This is a genomic window from Microbulbifer mixtoriginis (SeqCode) (assembly GCF_052466865.1).
Window position 1 is genome coordinate 1,387,697 of record NZ_CP174293.1, and the last position, 21,310, is coordinate 1,409,006.

Annotated in this window: 21 protein-coding genes and 1 pseudogene; 3 read left to right on the top strand and 19 right to left on the bottom strand. The window is 45.7% G+C overall.

From position 1 onward, the window contains the following. Nucleotides 1-155: 155 nt before the first annotated feature. The 9 genes from nuoI to ACJJJA_RS06225 form a co-directional block, all read right to left on the bottom strand. The gene (gene nuoI, locus ACJJJA_RS06185) at nucleotides 156-674 is read right to left on the bottom strand and encodes an NADH-quinone oxidoreductase subunit NuoI (RefSeq protein ID WP_444885850.1); all 519 of its coding nucleotides are present in this window, start codon (nucleotides 672-674) and stop codon (nucleotides 156-158) included. Nucleotides 675-714: 40 nt separating this feature from the next. Continuing rightward, a complete protein-coding gene (gene nuoH / locus ACJJJA_RS06190) occupies nucleotides 715-1,671 on the bottom strand; it encodes an NADH-quinone oxidoreductase subunit NuoH (protein ID WP_252084841.1) in 957 nt (318 codons plus the stop codon). Between the two features lie 3 nt (nucleotides 1,672-1,674). Then, a complete protein-coding gene (nuoG, locus tag ACJJJA_RS06195) occupies nucleotides 1,675-4,515 on the bottom strand; it encodes an NADH-quinone oxidoreductase subunit NuoG (protein WP_444904034.1) in 2,841 nt (946 codons plus the stop codon). Nucleotides 4,516-4,571: 56 nt separating this feature from the next. Continuing rightward, nucleotides 4,572-5,846 carry an NADH-quinone oxidoreductase subunit NuoF gene (nuoF, locus tag ACJJJA_RS06200; protein WP_444904035.1) on the bottom strand — a complete coding sequence of 425 codons (1,275 nt, stop codon included), beginning with the start codon at nucleotides 5,844-5,846 and terminating at the stop codon, nucleotides 4,572-4,574. Next, a complete protein-coding gene (gene nuoE, locus ACJJJA_RS06205) occupies nucleotides 5,824-6,390 on the bottom strand; it encodes an NADH-quinone oxidoreductase subunit NuoE (protein WP_444904036.1) in 567 nt (188 codons plus the stop codon). Before nuoE ends, nuoF begins: the two co-directional genes overlap by 23 nt. Before the next feature lie 130 nt (nucleotides 6,391-6,520). Further along, the gene (gene nuoC / locus ACJJJA_RS06210; RefSeq protein ID WP_444904037.1) at nucleotides 6,521-8,326 is read right to left on the bottom strand and encodes an NADH-quinone oxidoreductase subunit C/D; all 1,806 of its coding nucleotides are present in this window, start codon (nucleotides 8,324-8,326) and stop codon (nucleotides 6,521-6,523) included. A gap of 41 nt (nucleotides 8,327-8,367) precedes the next feature. Then, on the bottom strand, nucleotides 8,368-9,015 hold the full coding sequence (locus ACJJJA_RS06215; RefSeq protein ID WP_444904038.1) for a NuoB/complex I 20 kDa subunit family protein: 648 nt from the start codon (nucleotides 9,013-9,015) through the stop codon (nucleotides 8,368-8,370). Between the two features lie 18 nt (nucleotides 9,016-9,033). Continuing rightward, nucleotides 9,034-9,447, bottom strand: coding sequence for an NADH-quinone oxidoreductase subunit A (ndhC, locus tag ACJJJA_RS06220; protein WP_252084847.1), 414 nt, complete (start codon nucleotides 9,445-9,447; stop codon nucleotides 9,034-9,036). Between the two features lie 454 nt (nucleotides 9,448-9,901). Then, nucleotides 9,902-10,612 (bottom strand): DUF3885 domain-containing protein, encoded by a 711-nt coding sequence (locus tag ACJJJA_RS06225; protein ID WP_444925256.1) that lies wholly within the window; start codon nucleotides 10,610-10,612, stop codon nucleotides 9,902-9,904. A gap of 563 nt (nucleotides 10,613-11,175) precedes the next feature. Between ACJJJA_RS06225 and ACJJJA_RS06230 the strand changes: the two genes are divergently transcribed. Further along, nucleotides 11,176-12,585 carry a YdgA family protein gene (locus tag ACJJJA_RS06230; RefSeq protein ID WP_444904040.1) on the top strand — a complete coding sequence of 470 codons (1,410 nt, stop codon included), beginning with the start codon at nucleotides 11,176-11,178 and terminating at the stop codon, nucleotides 12,583-12,585. Between the two features lie 259 nt (nucleotides 12,586-12,844). Here ACJJJA_RS06230 and ACJJJA_RS06235 read toward each other — a convergent pair whose 3' ends face one another. Continuing rightward, the gene (locus ACJJJA_RS06235; protein WP_444904041.1) at nucleotides 12,845-13,078 is read right to left on the bottom strand and encodes a DUF5062 family protein; all 234 of its coding nucleotides are present in this window, start codon (nucleotides 13,076-13,078) and stop codon (nucleotides 12,845-12,847) included. 566 nt (nucleotides 13,079-13,644) lie between these two features. Then, nucleotides 13,645-13,803 (bottom strand): hypothetical protein, encoded by a 159-nt coding sequence (locus ACJJJA_RS06240; RefSeq protein ID WP_444904042.1) that lies wholly within the window; start codon nucleotides 13,801-13,803, stop codon nucleotides 13,645-13,647. 54 nt (nucleotides 13,804-13,857) lie between these two features. Here ACJJJA_RS06240 and ACJJJA_RS06245 point away from each other — a divergent pair. Together ACJJJA_RS06245 and ACJJJA_RS06250 are read left to right on the top strand one after the other, a co-directional pair. Then, nucleotides 13,858-14,280 (top strand): annotated as a pseudogene (locus ACJJJA_RS06245) (reverse transcriptase domain-containing protein); the annotation flags it as partial. A 30-nt stretch (nucleotides 14,281-14,310) separates the two neighbouring features. Next, the gene (locus tag ACJJJA_RS06250) at nucleotides 14,311-14,451 is read left to right on the top strand and encodes a hypothetical protein (RefSeq protein WP_444904043.1); all 141 of its coding nucleotides are present in this window, start codon (nucleotides 14,311-14,313) and stop codon (nucleotides 14,449-14,451) included. A 328-nt stretch (nucleotides 14,452-14,779) separates the two neighbouring features. On the opposite strand, the gene ACJJJA_RS06255 is transcribed toward ACJJJA_RS06250, so the two are convergent. From ACJJJA_RS06255 to ACJJJA_RS06290, 8 genes are all read right to left on the bottom strand, one after another. Further along, complete coding sequence (locus tag ACJJJA_RS06255) at nucleotides 14,780-16,024, bottom strand: cytochrome-c peroxidase (protein ID WP_444904044.1); 1,245 nt, start codon at nucleotides 16,022-16,024, stop codon at nucleotides 14,780-14,782. A 570-nt stretch (nucleotides 16,025-16,594) separates the two neighbouring features. Continuing rightward, the gene (locus ACJJJA_RS06260) at nucleotides 16,595-16,711 is read right to left on the bottom strand and encodes an IS3 family transposase (protein ID WP_444905229.1); all 117 of its coding nucleotides are present in this window, start codon (nucleotides 16,709-16,711) and stop codon (nucleotides 16,595-16,597) included. A gap of 18 nt (nucleotides 16,712-16,729) precedes the next feature. Then, entirely contained in the window at nucleotides 16,730-16,951 is a 222-nt protein-coding gene (locus tag ACJJJA_RS06265; RefSeq protein WP_444904045.1) for a transposase, read from the bottom strand. 268 nt (nucleotides 16,952-17,219) lie between these two features. Next, the gene (locus ACJJJA_RS06270; protein WP_444904046.1) at nucleotides 17,220-17,840 is read right to left on the bottom strand and encodes a class I SAM-dependent methyltransferase; all 621 of its coding nucleotides are present in this window, start codon (nucleotides 17,838-17,840) and stop codon (nucleotides 17,220-17,222) included. Nucleotides 17,841-18,410: 570 nt separating this feature from the next. Beyond that, a complete protein-coding gene (locus tag ACJJJA_RS06275; RefSeq protein ID WP_444904047.1) occupies nucleotides 18,411-18,686 on the bottom strand; it encodes a hypothetical protein in 276 nt (91 codons plus the stop codon). Between the two features lie 133 nt (nucleotides 18,687-18,819). After that, nucleotides 18,820-19,047: a hypothetical protein gene (locus ACJJJA_RS06280; RefSeq protein WP_444904048.1), complete on the bottom strand. Its 228-nt coding sequence runs from the start codon at nucleotides 19,045-19,047 to the stop codon at nucleotides 18,820-18,822. A gap of 442 nt (nucleotides 19,048-19,489) precedes the next feature. Next, nucleotides 19,490-20,176 carry a DUF1963 domain-containing protein gene (locus ACJJJA_RS06285; RefSeq protein WP_444904049.1) on the bottom strand — a complete coding sequence of 229 codons (687 nt, stop codon included), beginning with the start codon at nucleotides 20,174-20,176 and terminating at the stop codon, nucleotides 19,490-19,492. A gap of 623 nt (nucleotides 20,177-20,799) precedes the next feature. Further along, nucleotides 20,800-21,045, bottom strand: coding sequence for a VF530 family protein (locus ACJJJA_RS06290; protein ID WP_226648534.1), 246 nt, complete (start codon nucleotides 21,043-21,045; stop codon nucleotides 20,800-20,802). Nucleotides 21,046-21,310 lie beyond the last annotated feature (265 nt).

Sequence of the window (21,310 nt, forward strand, 5' to 3'; positions counted from 1 at the left end):
CCTGGTAATGTGTTAGTCGGTTGAGTGATTTTTTCTCAGCGACTTTTTCTTGTTTAGTGAATTATTTTTGTTGTTTTTAATTATTGTTTTATTTGCCGGCGGCTGTTGACTTGTTGGTGATTGTTTGGGCCAATAATGATGTATGTTTTTTAAAGCTATAGATTCAAGCCTTTAACATTAATTGGCTCTGCTTCATTATCTGCCTGGCCCTTATCTTTTCCTTTTATGGCTTTGCCTGCGACCTGATAAAAACTATAGTCGTGATATTTTCCTGGTCCATCAATCAATAGATCTTCCTTTTCATACACCATGTTTTGACGATCGTATTCACACATTTCAAAATCAGGTGTTAATTGGATCGCATAAGTTGGGCATGCATCTTCACAGAGTCCACACATGATGCAGCGGGAAAAATTAATACGGAAATATTCTGGACGCCAACGACCATCAGGATCTTCGGTTTTCTGTAAAGAAATACAATCTGGCGGGCAGGCAACTGCACAGAGATTACAGGCTACGCAGCGCTCGTCGCCATTGGGATCCCGGCTTAAAATAATTCTCCCACGGTAGCGTGGTGCCAGGTAAGGTTTCTCCTCTGGATACTGAACGGTGACATTACGCCGGAATAGATGTTTAAATATTAACCACATACTGCGAATTTGACTGGCGATCATTTCCGTCCTCCTGCAATACTGTGGGGATGTGATTGAATGCCTAGGCGATCCATAACAGTACTCCAGCGGTTGCGAGCAGATTAAACAGAGACAAGGGCAACATGACCTTCCAGCCAAATTTCATCAACTGGTCGTATCTAGGACGGGGAAGGGCTGCACGCAATAGAATGAAAATGGCAACCAGAAAAGCAGTTTTGAGGCAGAACCAGATAATAGGAGGGAGTAGAGGGCCATGCCATCCTCCTAAAAATAAAGTGGTGATTAGTGCGGATATCAGAATTACAGCAAGGTATTCACCAACAAAAAACATTCCAAACTTCATACCTGAATACTCAGTATGAAATCCTGCTGTTAATTCATGTTCTGCCTCGGGGAGGTCAAAGGGTGTCCTGCGACTTTCGGCGATACCGGCAATAAAGAAAACAATAAAACCTAGAAACTGGGGCACAATAAACCAGGTGTCCGCCTGGGCATTGACAATATCCCTCAAATTGAAACTACCGGACATCATCACTACACCCATCAGGCTCAACCCCATAAAGACTTCATAGGAGACTGTCTGTGCGGCGGCTCGGAGACCACCTAGTAGCGCATACTTATTATTAGAGGCATAGCCACCAAGGATGATGCTGTAAACGGCAATGGAGCTCATTGCAAGCACAAACAGTAGACCAATATTAAGATCGGCAACCCCAATACTTGGTGACATGGGCACTACGGCAAAAGCAATCAGCATGGTTGCCATAACGACTGTAGGCGCTAGAACAAAGACAGGAATATCGGCAAACCGAGGAATGAAGTCTTCTTTAAAGAACAGCTTAATCATATCGGCAAGAACTTGTAATGTGCCGAAGGGACCCACCCGATTTGGACCTGGCCGATCCTGCCAAAATCCAAGAAGTCGTCTCTCTCCCCAAGTGAGAATAGCTGCGAGTAACACGGTAACGATAAGTACACCGAAAATATTGAGCAGAGTAATCCAGATTGGTGTACTCATGGCTTATTGATCCTCGCTAATCATAGGTGCCACTGCCGGACGTAGAGAGGCATAGCCAGGAATCTGAGGAGCCAGGGTCTCCATTCCCGGTAATCCAAAAGGCACACCAATACACCCATGGGGTATGGTGTTGCAGGGTCTTATTTCTGCTCTATGGGTGTCATTGCTAGTTTCTATATCTACCAGTTCTCCCATAGTCAGAGTGTAGTGAGCTAGGGTATCTGGATGTATTAATATAAATGGAGCGTCAATAATCTCAGAGAGAGACATTGATTGGTTACTGAGTTCCTCACTACCAAAGAGGCGATAAATGGGAAGCATCTGTACTTTATTGGAGGTTTCGGATGGATGCTCTAATTCACCACTAGAGGGGAGGTATTCAGCGATAGGTCGTGGAGCTCGTTCAATTCTTTTGCCTGACGGCCCCCCTTTACGCTCACCACCAACTTGTTGTTGAAACTTAAAGATAGATTGGTTGGAGTTCCACCCTGGTGACCAAATATTTGCCTGGAGTGGAGTTTTATTGGGATTGTGTATGCCTTCCATACTGAAGCTCATGGGAGCATCAGGATCTTTAATGGGGGGTGTTTCTGAAACATGTTGTTGGGCGTGGATAGCGGTACGCCCACTATAACGGGCACTTTGTCGAGCGACCTTAAGACCATCTATGCGATAGTCTTCATTGGGGCCGAGATCAGCGAGAACCCCCAGCGTCGTGAACTCCTTCGCTATGGCATTACTGAGATCTGTACTGTGCTTCCAGCTGTTGATTACTGAGAGGTTAGCGGACTTCTCAGTACAAAAATCTACAGCATCCACAAGCCAGCGCCAGCTCTCCTGAATGTACCCTTTGCCTTCATAGACTGCATAAAACCGCTGGGCTAAACCATTATTATTTATATAAGTACCTTGTGATTCGGCCGTTGTAGATGCTGGGAAGATCCAGTTGGCTCTCTTGGCGGTAGGCGTAAGTAGAGAATCCATCAGAATAACTTCATCCACTAGAGAAAAAATCTTCTCTGCAGATGGTGTATCCATTCGCCGATATAGATCATTTTCCAGCACAACAAGACTGGTTGGAATAGTATTCTTTGTTGTTGTCAGTGACTCTAAGAGCTGATCCAGATTGTTATCACTTTCATTAACAAGCTGAATTAATCCCAAGCTGTTAACTTCGCCACAGTTTAAATACAGATTAGTGGATGACTTTTTGCGATCGCTTATTACGCAAGCCAGCTTGGCTACGGCGCTTAAAGTGTCGGGATGCCTGCTGGATACTCCGGATATAATCAGTGGATTAATCGCGTTTTCCAGTATTTGAGCCACGTGTCTAATCTGTTTCTGTAGTTCTGAGGTATTTTCAGTTCCCTGGTTGTTAGAATTTCTGATTTCCTCTGTGAGCAAATTAGTAAACTGTACAACTTTTTCTGGTGACTCAAACAGGGTAGTTTTGGCTATATCTGTGAGGTCGGTAAGCTCTGTTCCTATAAAAATAATCGGGCTGGGATCACCCTCTAGTTGTCTTACTGAGGCATCTTGCCACAAAGGAATTTTTAAATTTTGTGCCTGCTTTTTTTGACGATTACGTGCTGCTTGACGCACAGCCAAGGCAATACGGGGCGCCGTGTTATAGATATCTTCACCGACTATCAGAACCGCATCTGCGGATTCTATTTCTGGAGTAGTGGGACTTTTTATTCGCTCGTCAGTCTGTATAGCGTTGATCTGTTGCAATAATTGCTGATCGAGACGGTTTAGCCCAGAAAAGAAATTGTCGGCTCCAACTAGTTGCTGTAGAGCAAAATTATTTTCTATTGATGCTCGGGGAGAGCCAACGCCAATGATCCGGCGAAGTTGGCGTTGAGCTGCGGTGACTTGTACCGATAGGTGTAGAACACCATCGCGGGGGTTTACTTTACAGTGAAGTTTATCTTTTGAATCTGCAGTGGAGCTAATAAGCTCCTCATTATGTACACTTAATACCTGATCAATGCGTGTTGAGCCATTGACATATTCGTACCCGAAACGACCTCGATCGCAGAGAAAGTAACCGTTTATATCGTGGTGGAAGAGATTGGTAATACGCCTTAGTACAGGGTCGTTACCATTGCTGGATTCTCTTGCACCAGGTGCAGTGTTACACCCTACTGCACAGTGTTCACAAACCGAAGGCGCTGTTTGTAGATCCCATTTTCTAACAAAATGTGCACTGAATGTTTTATCAGTGAAAACACCAGTAGGGCAGACTTCAACCAAATTTCCGCTGAAGCCATTTTGTAGGCGACCTTCTTCTTGACGACCAAAATAAACCTGATGATTACGACCGAGTGCCTGTAAATCACTCCCTCCAGCATAATCGTTGTAAAACCGTACACAGCGATAGCAAGTAATACACCGATTCATTTCATGATTGATAAATGGACCAAGATATTGATTGCGATGTGTGCGCTTGGTGCCCCTATAGCGGCGCATGGTGTGACCTGACATTTCAGTCATATCCTGCAAGTGACACTCACCGCCTTCCTCACAAACTGGACAATCGTGGGGATGATTGGTCATCAGGTCTTCAATGATACTACCGCGAAATTCTTTTGCTGACTCGGCATTGACACTGTAGATACCACCATCTCGAACTGGTGTCATACAGCTCATAATTAATCGACCCGATTGGTCTTCAGTGTCTTTATATTCGATCATGGCACATTGCCGGCAGGCACCTACCGAGCCCATTTCAGGGTGCCAGCAAAAATAGGGGACATTTAGACCTACAGTAAGACAGCTGCTGAGAAGATTTTGATCGCCATCAACCTGATACTTCTCGCCATCGATCGTTATGGTTGGCATCGTTAATCCATTATTTATTTGATATTATTGGGAGTCCGGCCAATCTCTTTCGCTAGTTATTTATAGGGGCAACAGCCTTTCTTGATATGATCTATATAGTCCTGTTCAAATAGTTTGAGGGAACTCTGAATGGGTTCTGCTGCCCCAGGAGCCAATGCACAGAAAGTTTTACCTGGGGCAATGCGCTTACATTGCTCATGTAGCAATTCAAGGTCTTCGGGCAGACCTTCCCCATTCTCGATTCTTTGCAGAACTTTCACAATCCAGGGCAAGCCATCTCGGCAAGGAGTACACCATCCACAGGATTCGCGCGTAAAAAACTGTGTAAGATTTAGTACCAGTCCAATAGGACAGGTTTTATCATCTAACACAATAATTGTACCGGTCCCCATACGGCTACCAGCCTTGCCGATCACGTCATAATCCATAGGGAGATCGAGGTGATCGGGCCCCAGGAAATCAGTAGATCCTCCGCCTGGTAGGAAGCCTTTTAGCCTAAGTCCATCTCTCATGCCACCGGCATACTGTTCAATAATTTCGCGAATAGGGGTACCCATTGGCAATTCCCAAGTGCCGGGATTTTTGACTTTGCCGCTGACGCCAAATATTTTACTGCCAGCATCCTGTCCGACGCCCAAGCCACGGTACCAGTCGACTCCATATGCTACCAAATGGGGTATATTGCAGAAGGTTTCTACATTATTTACAACTGTAGGTTTACCCCATAAGCCACTTACTTGAGGGAATGGTGGTTTAGCTCTGGGGATTGCACGTTGCCCTTCGAGAGCATTGAGAAGCGCTGTCTCTTCACCGCAGATATAATTACCTGCACTGCGATGCACAAAAATTTCCAATGAAAAATCACTATCAAAAATATTTTTCCCGATAAGACCTTGAGATTTTGCTTCCTCTATTGCTCGCTCCAGGCGTTCTGCTGCCAGGTGATATTCCCCGCGAATGAATATGTAACCAATGGATGCGCCTATGGCGTAAGCAGCAATTGCCATCCCTTCTAATAATAAATGTGGATCACGCTCCATAAGGAGGCGGTCTTTGAATGTGCCCGGCTCCATTTCATCTGCGTTGCAGACAACAAACTTTTGCTCAGGGGATCCTTCGCCTCGGGGAACAAAGCTCCACTTCAATCCAGTGTTAAATCCCGCCCCACCGCGTCCACGTAACCCGCCATCTTTGACAAGATTGATAATGTCATCCGGTACCATAGAGTGCGCTTTGCGCCATCCTTGGTAACCATCATTATCCAGGTACCGGGTGATATCTGCGGCGGTATTTTCTTTTGTGATATTTTTAGTGAGAGGATTTGTCAGCATGGATTTGTTTCTTTTTATCGATTAGTGCGTCGATAGCTGATTCATCGAGGTTTCTATACATTTCCTCTCCCAGCATGAGTACAGGCGCTTTATCACAATCGCCTAAGCAGGGAGCCTCCAATAGAGTAAATATTCCATCCTTAGTTGTCTGCCCTGGTTCAATTTGTAGACTCTGGCTTATGTGTTTTTGTAATTGATCACAGCCCATAACCCAGCAGCTGGCACTTTTACAAAGCAAGATCACTTCTTTCCCAACGGGCTGACGAAAAATCAGTTGAAAATAAGTGGCTACGCTCTCCAGTTGAGCTACAGGCATGTCCAAGTAGTTTGCAATGGCCCGTAGACTACCGTCTGAAATCCAGCCCCGATACTTTTGTACGATTCTAAGTGCTTCTAAACCCACAGAAGATTTTCCCTCATAGTGAGAGGCCTCTTCATCAATTTCTCGCTTTTCCTCATCGGTGAGGGTTTCGGAGAGTTCTTCTGGATCCTTGTTACTTTGCTCCATTACTTCGATCAGTTCCGGTTCTAGTACGCTGGACATTTTCGCCTCCTATGGTCGAATCACGGAGGCATCTAGAAGATGCTACTGCCGCCGGTGGTTACTGCGACATAAGAGCATCGAATCCTGTATTTCATAAATCTCCCCATAATCTCAGCTGAATTTATTGTTGTTATCGGTCAACATCTGCCATCACAAAGTCAATACTGGCAATGATTGCAATAAGATCCGCAATTAACAGCCCCCGTGACATAAGTGGAATCATTTGTAAATGTGGGAATGAGGGTGTGCGTATTCTGGTGCGGTATGATGTCGTCCCTCCATCGCTGACAATTTGATAACTGTTGAGGCCTTTAGTGGCTTCGATTGGGAAACACACTTCACCGGCGGGCATTACAGGTCCCCAACTGTTATTTACAAAGTGTTGGATGAGGGTTTCTATATCCTGCATAGTGCGCCCCTTTCGTGGAGGCGTCGTCAATGGGTGATCGGATTTATAGGGCCCAGCTGGCATATTTTCCAGGCACTGACGGATAATGCGTAGGCTCTGCCACATTTCATCCACTCGCACACGACACCGATCAAAACAATCACCACCATCATAGCTGGGAATATCGAATTCAAATTGGTCATAGCCACTGTAAGGGCGTTTTTTACGTAAATCCCATTCAAGCCCGGTTGCGCGCAGACCGGGACCCGTCACTCCCCACTCCAGTGCTTCAGCGGTATTGTAGACGCCGATGCCTCGTGTACGTTTTTGTAGCAGTTTATTTTTGATTACCATCCCGTCGTAATCGCGCAAGCGTTGTGGCATATAGTCTAGAAATTCGCGGACCATCTTTTCCCAACCCTCTGGCAGATCCTGGGCTACACCGCCGATCCGAAACCAGGCCGGATGCATACGCCCACCAGTGATGGCCTCGACTATGCCAAATAGTTTCTCCCGGTCGATAAACATGTAAAAGACAGGGGACATCTGTCCGACGTCCTGAGCAAAGGTGCCGAAAAAGACGAGATGGCTGGAAATGCGGAAAAACTCGCACATCATTACACGAATAACCTGGGCACGTTCTGGCACCTGAATTCCAGCGAGTTGCTCCAGAGCCAAAACGTAGGGCAGGTTATTCATAACGCCACCCAGGTAATCAATGCGATCTGTATAGGGCACATAGGTATGCCAGGCTTGGCGTTCTGCCATTTTTTCTGCGCCGCGATGGTGATAACCGATATCTGGTACCGCATCCACTATTTGTTCACCATCGAGTTGCAGGGCGATGCGAAAAACGCCATGCACACTGGGGTGGTTTGGCCCCAGATTTAGAAACATAAATTCTGAGTCTTCATTGGCACGAGCCATGCCCCAATCTTCAGGGCGAAATAATAGTGCCTCTTGCTCCTTACGCTCTTTTTCTTCAGAAAGACTGAAAGGGTCTACTTCTGTGGCGCGCGCATGATGATCTTTACGCAGGGGATGTCCTTTCCAGGTAGTGGGCATCATAATCCGGCGCAAATGTGGATGCCCTTCGAAATTAATCCCAAAGAGGTCCCAAACCTCCCGCTCATACCAATTGGCGTTTTGCCAAATGCCATCAATTGATGGCACAGAAAGCTTGGATTCGTCCAGAGCGACTTTAATGCGGATAAATAAATTGCGAGTGAAAGATAGGAGTTGGTAGACCAGGGTAAAATCACTCGCTGGCTGCTTTTCTGGTCCTTCTCCGCGGTTTACTCGCAAGCGCTCATCTATTGCGCTGAGGTCGTAAAGCATGACGAATGGACGAGAAATATCCACCTTGAGGAATTGCAATAAGGGAATCAGGGACTGGGCATCTACCCATAGAGTGGGCATATCTCCACAATTTGGTTGCAACCAGTAATTGTGCAAATGATATTCCTGGTCGAGATCACGCAGGAATAGCTCAGCCTCCTTGCTATAGGCAGTCTCACTGTGAATACTTTTTGCTATAACGCCTGTCATGAGGGTCCCATTGTTATTGTTTTATTAGAGCGCTTTAAGCTTTAAACCGTATCTGGAGAGCGCAATAGTTCCGTACGCATCCGTTCTTCTCGATGCAAATCCCGCTGGCTTGGTTTGGCTACTTTTCTGGTTCCCTGTTCGTCCACTACCCAACTGAAATTTCTGCGCTCGGCAGCAACGGATTTTTGTAGCAGAGTGAGACCCTGCAGTAATGCTTCTGGGCGTGGGGGGCACCCGGGGACATAGACATCAACAGGCAAAAATTTATCGACACCTTGCACCACGCTGTAAATGTCGTACATGCCGCCAGAGTTGGCACAAGAGCCCATGGATATCACCCAGCGAGGCTCGATCATTTGTTCGTAGAGCCGCTGTACCACAGGCGCCATTTTTAGGAATACGGTGCCAGAAATTACAATAAGATCAGCTTGCCGTGGCGTTGCACGAATGACTTCTGCGCCGAAACGGGAGATATCATGGCGGCTGGTAAATGCAGTGGCCATTTCCACATAGCAGCAGGAGAGCCCGAAGTTAAATGGCCAAAGTGAATTAGAGCGTCCCCAGGCGACTAACTCTTCCAACTTGGCGAGTAGAATATTTTTTTGCAGGTCTTCTTCGAATTCCTCGCCACTTGACTTACGGGAGTCAGAGGCGATGACATCATCTGCCTTACTCAGCTGCCAGCGCATGGTGTTTTCCTGGTTTCTTTATTGATTATTTTTGCGGCCAATCAAACTTTTTTGTTGTCCGCCCCACTCCAATGCACCCAGGCGCCATAGGTAGATCAGCCCTACCAGTAGGATGACAATAAAGATTGTGGCTTCGATAAAGCCGAGAAGTCCGGTCTCAAAGAAGGCAATTGACCAGCTAAACAGATAAACCGCTTCCAGGTCGAATACAATGAATAAAATGGCAACCAAATAGTAGGCAACTGAAATTCGCAGGCGAGCACTGCCTTGGGAGATAATCCCGGATTCAAAAGGTTCATCTGTTGCGGGATCTCTTCTCTTCTGCCCGAGAAAATAGGAAAGGCTCAGCATCAGGACAATTAGTGCGAGTACAGCAAGGCAATAAACGACAAGAGGCCACACTTCCGGGTTGAGCTGCTCTGGGTAGTTCAACTTCTTTCTCCCCGTTTTTCTTATGGGTCACGCCCGAATTGATTCTTAGTACCGCCGCGAAAATACTTGGTATTTTTTTGATAGGAACGATTTCTGGTACAGAAAACGATTGGAATACTTTTGAGTTGCCCTCTATTTCAACGAGGTGCCTGCTAGCTCCCAAAATCCTTGTTTGCTTGTTCACTGTTTATAAGGCTTAGTCCAAGATTACGCCAGTATCACTAAGGAACGTTTAATTCTTATACCTTTACTTTTTATTAGATGGGATTCTGTGATAATTAACGTCAGTGATCGGAAAACTTAATTTTGTGTCAATAAATGAAGATTTTTAAGAAATGTATGGCGGAATAAAATAGGTGAAAAGGTGATGCAAGATAGAGAGAGCTGGGATTGGGATTAGTATGGGGAGTGGTGCGGAGATAAATCAGGGGACTGTGCCCCCCGATTTAAGGTGTTAGCCAAAATTCGTGTCCATCATCTCTCTATCGTAGTCGAGAAGGTATGAGTCGAATTTCTTGTATAGCTGAGACAGTATGGCCTTGTTGCCAATAACGTCCATGCCTCGAACATCATAAGGCCAAGCTTCAACTCCTTTAGTTAGATCAAAGAGGTAGATGTTTACTAGCGGACATGGCTTGACGCCTAAGTCTTGTGCCATGCTGCACCAAAGTAGCTTCTTCAGACTTGATTTGGGTAGTTTTATCGCAATTGTATGCCAGTAATCTTCAGTTTCCCCCTCAATCCAGCCTTCATCTACCGTTACACGCTCAAGCCAGTGCTCTTTCTCTTTCACTTTCTCGGGAAATAATCCAATGTTTCTAAGCTCACGAAAAGTGGAGATAGAAGAAACTAGGGGTTCGTTACTAAAGATACGGTAACAGGCAACAATCTCCTTATCGAATATTTCTTCACATATTTCGTGAGATTTACGTAATGCTAAATCAAATTGATCGAGCCAATCTCCACCTAAGGAAAGCTCAAAACGAAGACCTCCTTTGCGGGTATAGAACAAAGGTCTTTCGAAAGCTTTTCCGGAAAATTGAGACTGGATAGATTCTCGAATATTCATTGTAGCCTTAACGCCGTCATAACCAGCTGGAGTACATAGTGCAGAGGTCCAGGCAGCTTTGCTGGCAATGCTTGATGGCTTTGGTACACCCAACATGGGCGTGGACGAATGGGGTGAAAGCCTCTGTAGGAAGATCACCGTTTAATGGATTCCATTAAATGCTAACTAATAATGAATGGCAACTGTAATACCGCAAGGTCTTGTGGGGAGGAGGCCGATAGAAAAACTACGAGCTTGCCAAGGATACAGAAGCCGGGAGATCTAACGGGTAAAGTAAGTGATGCACTCTAAAGCTGAATGCAGGCAATAATTACAATCACAAATACATGAATTTATACTTTCCGGTGGCCCAGCAAACTGAATCTCAACTTACCAATGGTTACATTTACGCGATCCCTTATCGAATATAAAAGTTTGTACCAATTACAACTAATTACAGCGTTCGCATTTTCGGCGAGCAAGGCTTCCCGCCTCCAATATTAAGGACTAGATGTGGTGAGTTTTATTGAGTCCACTTTACATATTGTTGTTTTAGGGGCGTCCGTTTGTAGTTTACACCAAGAAAGAATAAGTATTTATATTTTGGCTTACAGCTGCCTGTAAATATGAGATAATAATAGACTTACTTCTCAGCCAATTTGTAGTTTGGATTTGTTTTAATGAAGAAATTATTGAGTGTATTGCTTCCAGCAGCAGTGCTTACTGGTGTTGTTGCACCGAAAATTGCCGGCATTCAACTTGAGTCATCCATTGATGAAATAGTCACTGCCGCAAATGAAAATTCGGCATACACGGTTGAAATAAAAAGCATGGATTCATCCTGGTTTTCAACCCAGACTACCTTTTTGGTAAGCATGGATTTCAATGCTTTCTCGGATGTGTCAGATACCCCTGAACTTGAATCTTTTTCTGTAGAAGTAGATTTCAGTGCTTCCCACGGCCCCTTTCGCTTCGGTGAACATGCCGGTTTCGGATGGCTTGGCTGGACACTAGAAGCTGCCGGTGATCAATTACGTGAACATTTGGTGTGGGCTGAGCAAACTCCTTTTTACCAGCTTCATGGTAATATGAATGTTTTAGGTGGTTATTACTATAACGACAGTATTACACCATTTACTACTGATATTGAAGATCATAAAGCTCAGTTAACTTTCAGCGGTTTCCAGGGTAAAGGGCAATATCAGAATGGGCAACTAACTTACCAGGGGGGTGCCGATAGCCTTACTGTCACTTCTGAGTTAAGGGACGTCAAGGCTGAAAGGTTGACTATGGATATGACCATGCCTTCCTCCCTTAAGGCAATCTTTGAAAGTGCTTTTTATGATTCTGATATAACAATTAACCTTGGTGCCATCAGTTTAAATGATAGAGAACAAAACGAAAATATTGACATTGCTGACCTATATGTGAAGGGCAGTACTGAATTCAACCAAGAAAAACAACTGGGAAATATGCAGGTTGCCTACGGCTCTAAAAAGGTCGACATAGCTGAATTCCATGGTGAAGATCTGGCCCTTGAGATTGAGGTCGCCAATATCAGCCAAGAATTTTTGAAGTCTTATCAGGATTTTGCGAACTCACTCAATACGCTGCCTGCTGAAGAGGCAGGAGCTAAGGCTATGGAGTTTATGAACGCTAATCTGTTATCTTTAGTGGTTGGCGAACCTCAAGTGAATATTACCAGCTTACGTGGTACTTTCCCGCAAGGCAGCTTTAACAGTAACCTTCATACTAGCTTAGTTGGCATTAGCGTGTTACCGGAGCAACCACTAGATCCGGCTTTCTGGCTGTCACATGCCTTAGTTGACGGCAAGCTAAGCGGCGATAAAGCCCTGATTGAATTTATGGCCGTACAAGTGATGAAAGCTCAATTGAAAAATAACCCGCAAACCCAAGGCATGAGTGAAGAGCAGCTGGAGCAAGTAGCTGCTCAACAAGTGCCGACCATATTAGCGTCTCTTGAGCAACAAGGTTTGTTAGTATCAACCAATGACGGCTACAGCTCCAATATCAGTCTGAAAGACAGCGAGTTTAAGGTGAATGAAAAACCTATGCCGCTGCCCCTTTAGCGGATATTAGTCGTTTGTGATTGAAGTGGCTTATCTTAAGCCACTTCATACTCCTCTTCTAAGTCTGACGATTTATCGGTTTTCTTGTGTTAACGGTGTTTACCTAAGCTATAAACAAAGCCGGACATGGTTTCGTTTTTATTTGTGGTGAAACGTAGGAATATCGGCGCTAATGGCTGCTAACCCATGACTATGACTTTTTAAGCCCTTTTAGTATGTCTACCAAATACTTCCTGGTCTTACGATAAAACTCCTCTCTTCACTGCTTTGAGGCCCATATTGCTAACCTATGCATGATAGCCTTCTGTGATATTTTGTCTGCTGGAAGGGGTTGAATTAATTTATCGTGAACTAAAAGACGGTAAATATATTCGAGTTTCTCGTGAGCTGAATCGGTAGCTTCGAATTCGACAACGCCTCGCTTGGTGCCATATGCAGTACCGAGTGCTATAGCCTTTTTCACCATCTCTTTTTCGTTTTTGAGTTTCTTCATTATCATCTCTCAAAGAGGTCGTCGATATTACGCACCTAACGCCCGCCTCAACTGCCGGAGGCTACTGTCACCTTATTTGCTAAGGTTTTGGCAAAAAAGGTGACAATGGCCGGAGGTCAATTTACAGGCGCTTGGTGCACTCAGCATGGGCGTGGACTAATAGGGCGAAAGTCCCCTGTAGGAAGAACACCGTTTAATGGATTCCATTAAATGCTAACTACTAGCGAATGGCAACTGCAATACCGCGAGGTCTTTTGGGGAGACAGCCGCCAGCAAAACTTCGAGCTTAGGAACAGAAACATTCTATAAAGTTTAGCTGGGTGATCTAACACGTAGAGTCAATGATGCAGCTGTGCAGTGAAAGTTCACGTTGTTATCTAGGGAGATCTGTTTAGCTGTCAGCGTGGGCGCTGACTCATAAGTAGGTCCACCACTATCATGGAGTAGAAAAAATGGTGGAACATAGCCAGCGCCTCGGTCAGAAATGACCAGGGTGATTTAACGGAACTCAGCCGACGGCCTAGTAGCCAAATGCCAAGATTAATACCTTGGACACGGTGAAGGCCTCAACCAAACTCCAGGGTTAAAAGACAGGGCAGCCTACCGATATGTTGCCATCCGGCAATAAAGGTGCCGTAGGCATTAATGGGATTACCATCGATGAGTTTGTTCAGCACTTCAAGGTAATTGGCGATGCGATTGTTGAAATTATTCGGCAAGGCCATTATCAACCGCTTCCCGTTAGGCGAGTCTACATTCGCTAGCCAGATGGTGGTCAGCGAGGTCTTGGGATACCTACAATCTTTGATCGTGTTATTCAGCAAGCTGTTGCCCAAGTTATCCACCCAATCTTTGATAAAACTTTTTCGGAGTTTAGCTATGGCTTCCGTCCAAAACGATCACAGTATCATACAGTGAGCAAGCTTAGAAAATATACCGAGGAAGGGAAACGAATAGCGGAGGATGTCGATTTATCTAAATTTTTTGATCGAGTAAATCATGATTTCCTTATGAGTTTACTTGACCAAAGAATCAGCGATAAGCGTTTACTCAAATTGATCGCAAGCTACTTGCGCGCAGGATGTGTAGAAGATGGATATTGGAAAGCCTGTCATGAGGGGGCGCCACAAGGTGGCCCTTTATCGCCGCTGCTCTCCAGTATTGTACTCGACCTGCTAGACAAAGAACTGGAAAAACGTTGACACAATTTTATCTGTTGTGCGGAGAATTTTGTGATCGTCGTTTCCTCTAAACGCGCGGGTGAACGGGTTATGGCGAGTATTAAACGCTTTGTTGAGCGCAAGCTTAAGCTCAAGGTTAACGATACTAAAAGCCAAGTAATCCTCGATTGTTTTGAAACCCGCAGGCAGTAAGTTGCGTCGATTAGTGCTCTCGAATTTGTGTCGAAACCTCTCACCGATATCCCTACTATCCGGTAGTTTCTAATTCATCAGACGTTGATAGGGATAAAGTCTAGAATTCAGATTCAAGCTTGATTGACTCTCGTAACCAGTCCCTGATGTTGGATTCAAAGCTATCTGGGTATGGGAGGCATTTTTCATCGAGAATGAGGTCGGGATGTTTAGTGACACGGGCTACCATCCAGCTGAGCGAGATGTCCGAAAGTCTACTATCTGGATAGGGTTCAGTGATATTGAATGGACTCCAGACATCCAAACATGCTCGACAATTTGATTATCGTCAACGGCGCAGCGGCGCCTCGCCTTCGGGGTGTTCGAGGTCCTTTTCGTCGAACGCGTCGTCGGTCAATGTCTTCAGAAACGCCACGATCGCGGCTTCCTCTTCGTCTGTCAGCCCGAGGTTACCCAGCTCGGCCCGGTTGACGTTCTTAGGGACTTCGGGTTTAGGCCAGCCGGTGATTCCGAAGTTCGGGTCGGTTGCGTCGGGCACTTCACCGAGCGTATCACGGGTGTTGTAGAAATGGACGATTTGCTCGAGCGTGGCGAAGACGCCGTTGTGCCCATAGGGTGGGGTGATCTCAATGTTGCGGAGAGTGGGGACTTTGAATTTACCATTCTGCGATCCGTCGGGGTGCTTGGCGGCGATCTCTGGCCGACCGCCCAGGCCCAGGTCGAGTGGTAGGCTGTCGACGCCGTGCAGGCCGGCGATTCGCGGGTTCACAGGGAGACCCAGGTTGTCATAGGTGAAGTCGGTGAACAGGGCGTGCGGGTAGTTCGCCGGCGGCTTGCTACTATGGCAGTTACTGCATTTTGCTTTGCCGTTGAACAGTTGGAGTCCCAACTTTTCCTGCGGGGTCAGGTCGATCTTGCCTGCAACGTAGTAGTCGTACTTGGAGTTGAACTCGGCGAACTCGTCAGTGGGCTCGAAGGACCCGATTGCGGCGCCGAACTTGGGGTAGACCATCTCGACCTGTGGCCACTTGAGGTCTACGCCGTAGAGCCGCCGGAAGGCCTCGAGATAGACCGGATTCTCCGCGAGGCGCGCGAGGACCGCCTCTTTGCTCGGCATGGCCATCTCCAGTGGGTTGAGTGGCGGTCCGATTGCTTGGTCTTTCAGCGAGTTGGCCCGGCCATCCCAGAACTGCCCGCCGACATAGGTCTGCTTCTGCTCATCCCAGTGGAATGGGGGGCTGAACGTCGCGTAAGCGGCGGTCTGGGCGTTGCGCGTGCCAAATTTCCCGGGCTCGGACCCGGGGGAGACCGGCATGTTTACGGGATCGGCGGCACTGCGTGGATCGGCGAAACCGGCCGAGTGCGCGTGACAGGTGACGCAGCCGGTGTTACGCCTGGCCGAGATGTTCAGGTCGTTGTAAAGAAGGAATCCCAGCTTAACCCGATCGGGGAGTGGGGTGTTCTGCAGCGGCGGAAGCGCCGCGGGTATCGTGTCTGATGAGGTGGCCGTTTCCCCCGTCAAAGGGAGGACGAAGACCGAGAAGGCAATCATGGTGCCGGCCACGATCAACATACCCAGCCCCCCGCGCCTATTTGCTTTAATTATCTTGCTGTAATCCTCGTACTTTGCATGCTGCTTTACAGCAAATTCTCTCGTTGAAGCTACAATTTCGCTTCTTCCCTTTCTTTCAGAGACAGGGAACATTTTAATCTTATCCGCTGTATACATTGTCGTTACATTACATAACGCCAGCTTCAACTGCTCCTTGGAAAGATCAGCGGATTTTGAAAAAACACTATAAAAAAATCTTGTATCTTTACTCATGAGTTAAGAGCCCTGATTTCATGTAATAGTTGACCAGGGAGCCAGTGGTTCACTATCTATCTTTTTATTAAAGACCCTTTAAGTCCCAAAGCGAATCTATTAGCTACTTTAGATTATAGATTTCCTATAAAGTGGAAATCAGATATATTTATTTGCAATTTAATAATCTACGGTAGCCTAAACTCTTTAAAAAAATAGCTCAGGGGTGTGGCGCACATAAGTCAGATTGCCTGACTCTAACCACCGTTAGTAAATTTAAACGCCTACTTCAGTTCTTTCACCCCACTCTGTTGTGCTCAACTCCAACCGAACACTCCTCTAAGCACATTTCTCAAATTCGATAGGGGCTAGGTCCACCAGTGTTGTATGTATTCTGCGTGAGTTGTAAAAAGCAATATAAGCTATTACATCTGCTATCGCATTCTTCCTTGTCAGATAGAGATTTCCCGTTAATCACTCTCGCTTCAAGCCGCTAAAAAAACGTTCAGTCGGTACCTTGTCCCAACAATTTCCCTCTTCCTGCTTCAGGCCCTTTATCCAGCGTCGCAGGTTATTGGCAGTTGTTCCTGCAGCCTCTGATACCTTAGAAATCGAATCTCCTTGTTCAGAGATAAGAGTTTTTACGTCTTTCTTAAATGCCGGATTGAAATGCCGACGTGTACCTTTTGTTTTCATACTTCACCTTGCTCGGTAGTTTTACCATCTTCGCGAAGTGTCTGGATGGATTAGATCACTACACTGAACCTAAAATCCATAAGCTACAAGGCAGGGCTAGATCACCGATATGTTTCCAGTTAGATATGGTTGAGGTAGCGCACTGCCATGACATTCAACTCGATTGAAGAGCTGCTCGACAGTATCGTTGGGTAGAGATTTACTACGGATAGGGAACCGCCCATTGCGGACATGCATGATGGGTGGTGTGGGGGCCGGTAGCAAGAAACTACCGGTTACCCAGTTTAGATTTTTTTCTCGCTACGATGGAGAATATATGCCAATGGTGCGGTGTGCCATCTGCAGTTTCTCCTGAAAGGTCATGTTCAGTCCACTTTAATAGCTCAAAGTTACTGAGGTGTTTTTTAATCTTCGATTCATTCATAACTAGAGTATCACTCCAAAATGCTTCCTTATCATACTCAGGCCCAGCCATTGTGTCTTTCGGCCCAAGGAATGAACCGCAAAAGATTCCACCTCCCGTTAAAGAGTTAGTTATTTTCAACCAAACTGACTCAAAATCTTTTTCAGGACAAAAGAAAAGACTGGCATCAGCAACTACCAGCGAGGACTCAGGATAATGGAAAGTATTAAAGCTATCCCTTGATAGAATAACCTGCTCATCATCTTTGAATCGTTTACGACATCTAGATATAGATTCATTCTCGATATCAAAGGCATGAACCGTGAAATTATTACTGCGCAAATAAGCTATATCTGATCCTGCTCCACAGCCACAATCAATAGCAATCTTTCTTCCTTTTACTTTGCCAAGAGCAAAAATTAAATCTTCACGAGTATCACTATGTTCTGTTGAGTCATAATAGTTGGAGATTTCTCTCGTTGACATTCCCTATCTCCGATGAGTAAAAAAATCTAACGCCGTGAACAGTAGCCGAGCGTAGCGAGGTCCAGCCCCGAAGGGGCGATGCTGTCTTTACTTGGTAGGCCTAGCATGGGCGTAGCCTAATGGAGTGAAAGTCCCCTGTAGGAAGATCACCGTTTAATAGGTCCATTAAATGCTAACTACTAGCGGATGGCAACTGCAGCACCGCGAGGTTTTGTGGGGAGGAAGCCGCTAGTAAAATTACGAATTGATGAAAAGAAAAATCCTATAAGCCTGGAGGCGAGGTGCCCAGGGACACCGAAGCCATGTGGTCTAGCGGGTAGAGTAAATGGTGTAGTTGGATAGTGAAAGTTAACGTTCTTATCTGGGGAGATAGGTTTAGCTTGCTGCAGTAAAGTTGTCTGCGTGGCCGCAGACTCGGAAGTAGCGTACTGCCATGATACTCTACTCAAATGAAGAGCTGTTCGGCACTATCGTTAGGTAGAGAGCCATTACGGATAGAGAGGCGCCCATTGCGGACCTGCATGATGGGTGGTGTGGGGGCCGGTAGCTTGAAACTACCGGCTACCCGATTTATGTGTTTTCATTTCTTCCTATATTTCTAGCAGCTTGACAAGCTAACACTAACATTAATGGAAGCAATGTAAAGTCTACGATTAAAGCAAGCCACCAATAATCCGATAAGTGTAATGTTGGATGTAAATATACTCCACCCAAGCAAATTATACCGCCTATATATGGAAAAAATGATGTACTACCTTTCTTTATTAAAGCATTTAGCCCTGATACCCAGTTAGATAGACCAATAACGCTACCAATAATAATCAAGCTTAATGCAGAGATTTTCATTTTTTCTCTTTCCTATACATAATGCCCAAAGCAGCGACGCACGTTAGCACGTCCAGTCCGCAGGGCGTACAGCCTTTATTTGTTAGGTGCTCGACTGTGGGATTTTATTTTGCCATAAGTAGCATTTTAAATTTTATTTACGTTTAAAACTCTCAAGCACATTTGCATTAATATGCCAGCGCCTACAGATTACCAATAACTTAATTATGGCCTCAACTGAAGGTGATTGGTTAAAGCTGATAGTTAGCTCCAGTCCATGGCCTCGAACCTGTTTGTAATCAGGAAGCTCATAGATGCAGGAAAAGAAAATATTTTCATCTTCTTGGTCGTAGAAGGTTGGTCCATCAATCGTAATATCCATGCGTACACCTAGCGCTCTTAGCACGAGCAAAATTCAAGCGCAACGCCAGTTTCGTCGGCGTGCCTATGCTTGGTACACCCAGTATGGGCGTGGACTAATCGGGATGAAAATCCCCTGTAGGAAGATCACCATTTAATGGGTTCCATTAAATGCTAACTACTGGCGAATGACAACTGCAACAGCCAAGGACACCGAAGCCGGGTGATCTAGCGGGTAGAGTCAAAGATGCAGTTGTGTAGTGAAAGTTCATGCTTTTAACTGGGGAAGTCTGTTTAATTTACTACAGTGAAGTTGTCAGGGCGGTAACAGACTCATATATAGGCCTAACCGGTTCGAGACTATCGTTAAGTACATGGATAGGGAACGGCAGATTACGCACCCCCGCGATGGCTGGTGTAGTAGCCGGTAACTAGAAATTGCCGGCTACACGATTTTGAGCAGCTCAACAACATTGCCAGAGGAACTTACCAATCGTTCCCTCTTTATTTATGAATGCGTATGAAACACCGGAGTCTCCAAAATTGATACTAAATGGAACTTCACACGAATCAAGTTGCATAAGAAGTGACCAGTCATCCGTATTTCCGGGAAATTCGTCACCTTGAAGAAAGCTGGGTGTCCCACCAATTTTATTTCCTCCCAGCTTATTACAGTATTTTTCATAGTCCTCGTCAGCTAGGTCAAAGCGTTCTGCTTCTGGAATGAACTCTGGGTCTTTTGAGGCTGAAAGATCAACAGCTAATTCGATGTCTATTGGGTAAAGATCAGTTTTCCCCTTTACTTCAACATAGTCCTGTAAAGTTGGTCCAGTGGTGATATTTCGTACCTTAATTTGAGGCTTACCACCCGGTTGAATAATTACTGCATTCTCGCCACCATCTGGCTCCCATGTTCCATCAACGTACTCATCATCATCTGTCATGAAGATATAGGCCACTTTTCCCTCACAGCCTGGAAATAGATCATTTGTAAGTTTGATCTGACAAATAAAGCGCATGGGAGAATCCATTTCAGAGCTTATTGGCCATTGAGCTTCCTCAAGCCAATTGGGCTGACCGCCAAATTTTGTAACAACATCAGAAATGGGTAATTCAGTTACTTTAAATTTTATTGTATTCCGAGTAATCATACTTATCCTTGTGTACTCTAAACCCTTGCCAATAGGCAGCAGAAACCCAGTGTAGGCTGTCCCATGGAAGCGGAACGGAGTGTGCTTGAGTAACTTGGTACGCCTAGTATGGACGTGAACTAATGGGGTGAAAGTCCCCTGTAGGAAAGTCACCATTTAATCGACGCCATTAAATGCTAACTACTAGCGAATGGCAACTGCAACGCTGTTAGATCTTGTGGGGAGGAAGCTGCTAGCAAGACCACGAGCTGGCGAACAGAAACATCCTATAAGGCTTAGCCTGGAGGGGCACCGAAACCGGGTGATCTAATAGGTAGAGTCAATGGTGCAGCTGTGCAGTGAAAGGTCACGTTCTTATTTGGGGAGATCAGTTTAACTGGCTGCTGTGAAGCTGCCAGCCTGGCCGCTGACTCAGAAGTAGCGCACTGCCATGATACTCTACTCAAATGAAAAGCTGTTCGGCACTATCGTTAGGTAGAGAGCCATTACGGGTAGGGAGCCGCCCATTGCAGACCCGCACGATGGGTGGTGTGGGGGCCGGTAGCTAGAAACTACCGGCTATCCGATTTATGCGCCTGTCCCTGCCTAATCACAGCGACATCTATGTGGTTACCAAATAGTGCTTATTTACGATTACCCCACGGAGATTTATTTTCAAAAGTTGAGATATACAGATTCTCGACTTTATCTCGTGCCCACTGGGTTTTGCGTAAAAACTTGAGCGAAGACTTAATTGATGGGTCGCTCTTAAAGCAATTGATATTAATCCTATCTGCCAAACCATCCCAGCCATAATGCTCCTGCAATCGTGTAACAACTTTCTCAAGAGTAATACCATGTAGCGGATTATTTGGTTGTTCTTTACTCATTCTTCAATCAATACTCTATGTTTAATGACGCATAATGCCACGAGCATGGGCGTGAACTAATGGGGTGAAAGTCCCCTTTAGGAAAATCACCATTTAATGGTCGCCATTAAATGCCAACTACTAGTGAATGGCAACTGTAACACCGGGAGGCCTTGTGGGGGAGGAAGCTGCTAGCAAAACTACGAGCTGAGGAACAGAAATATCCTATAAGGCTTAGCTTGGAAGGGAGGTGGCCAAGGATACCAAAGCCATTTGGTCTAGCGGG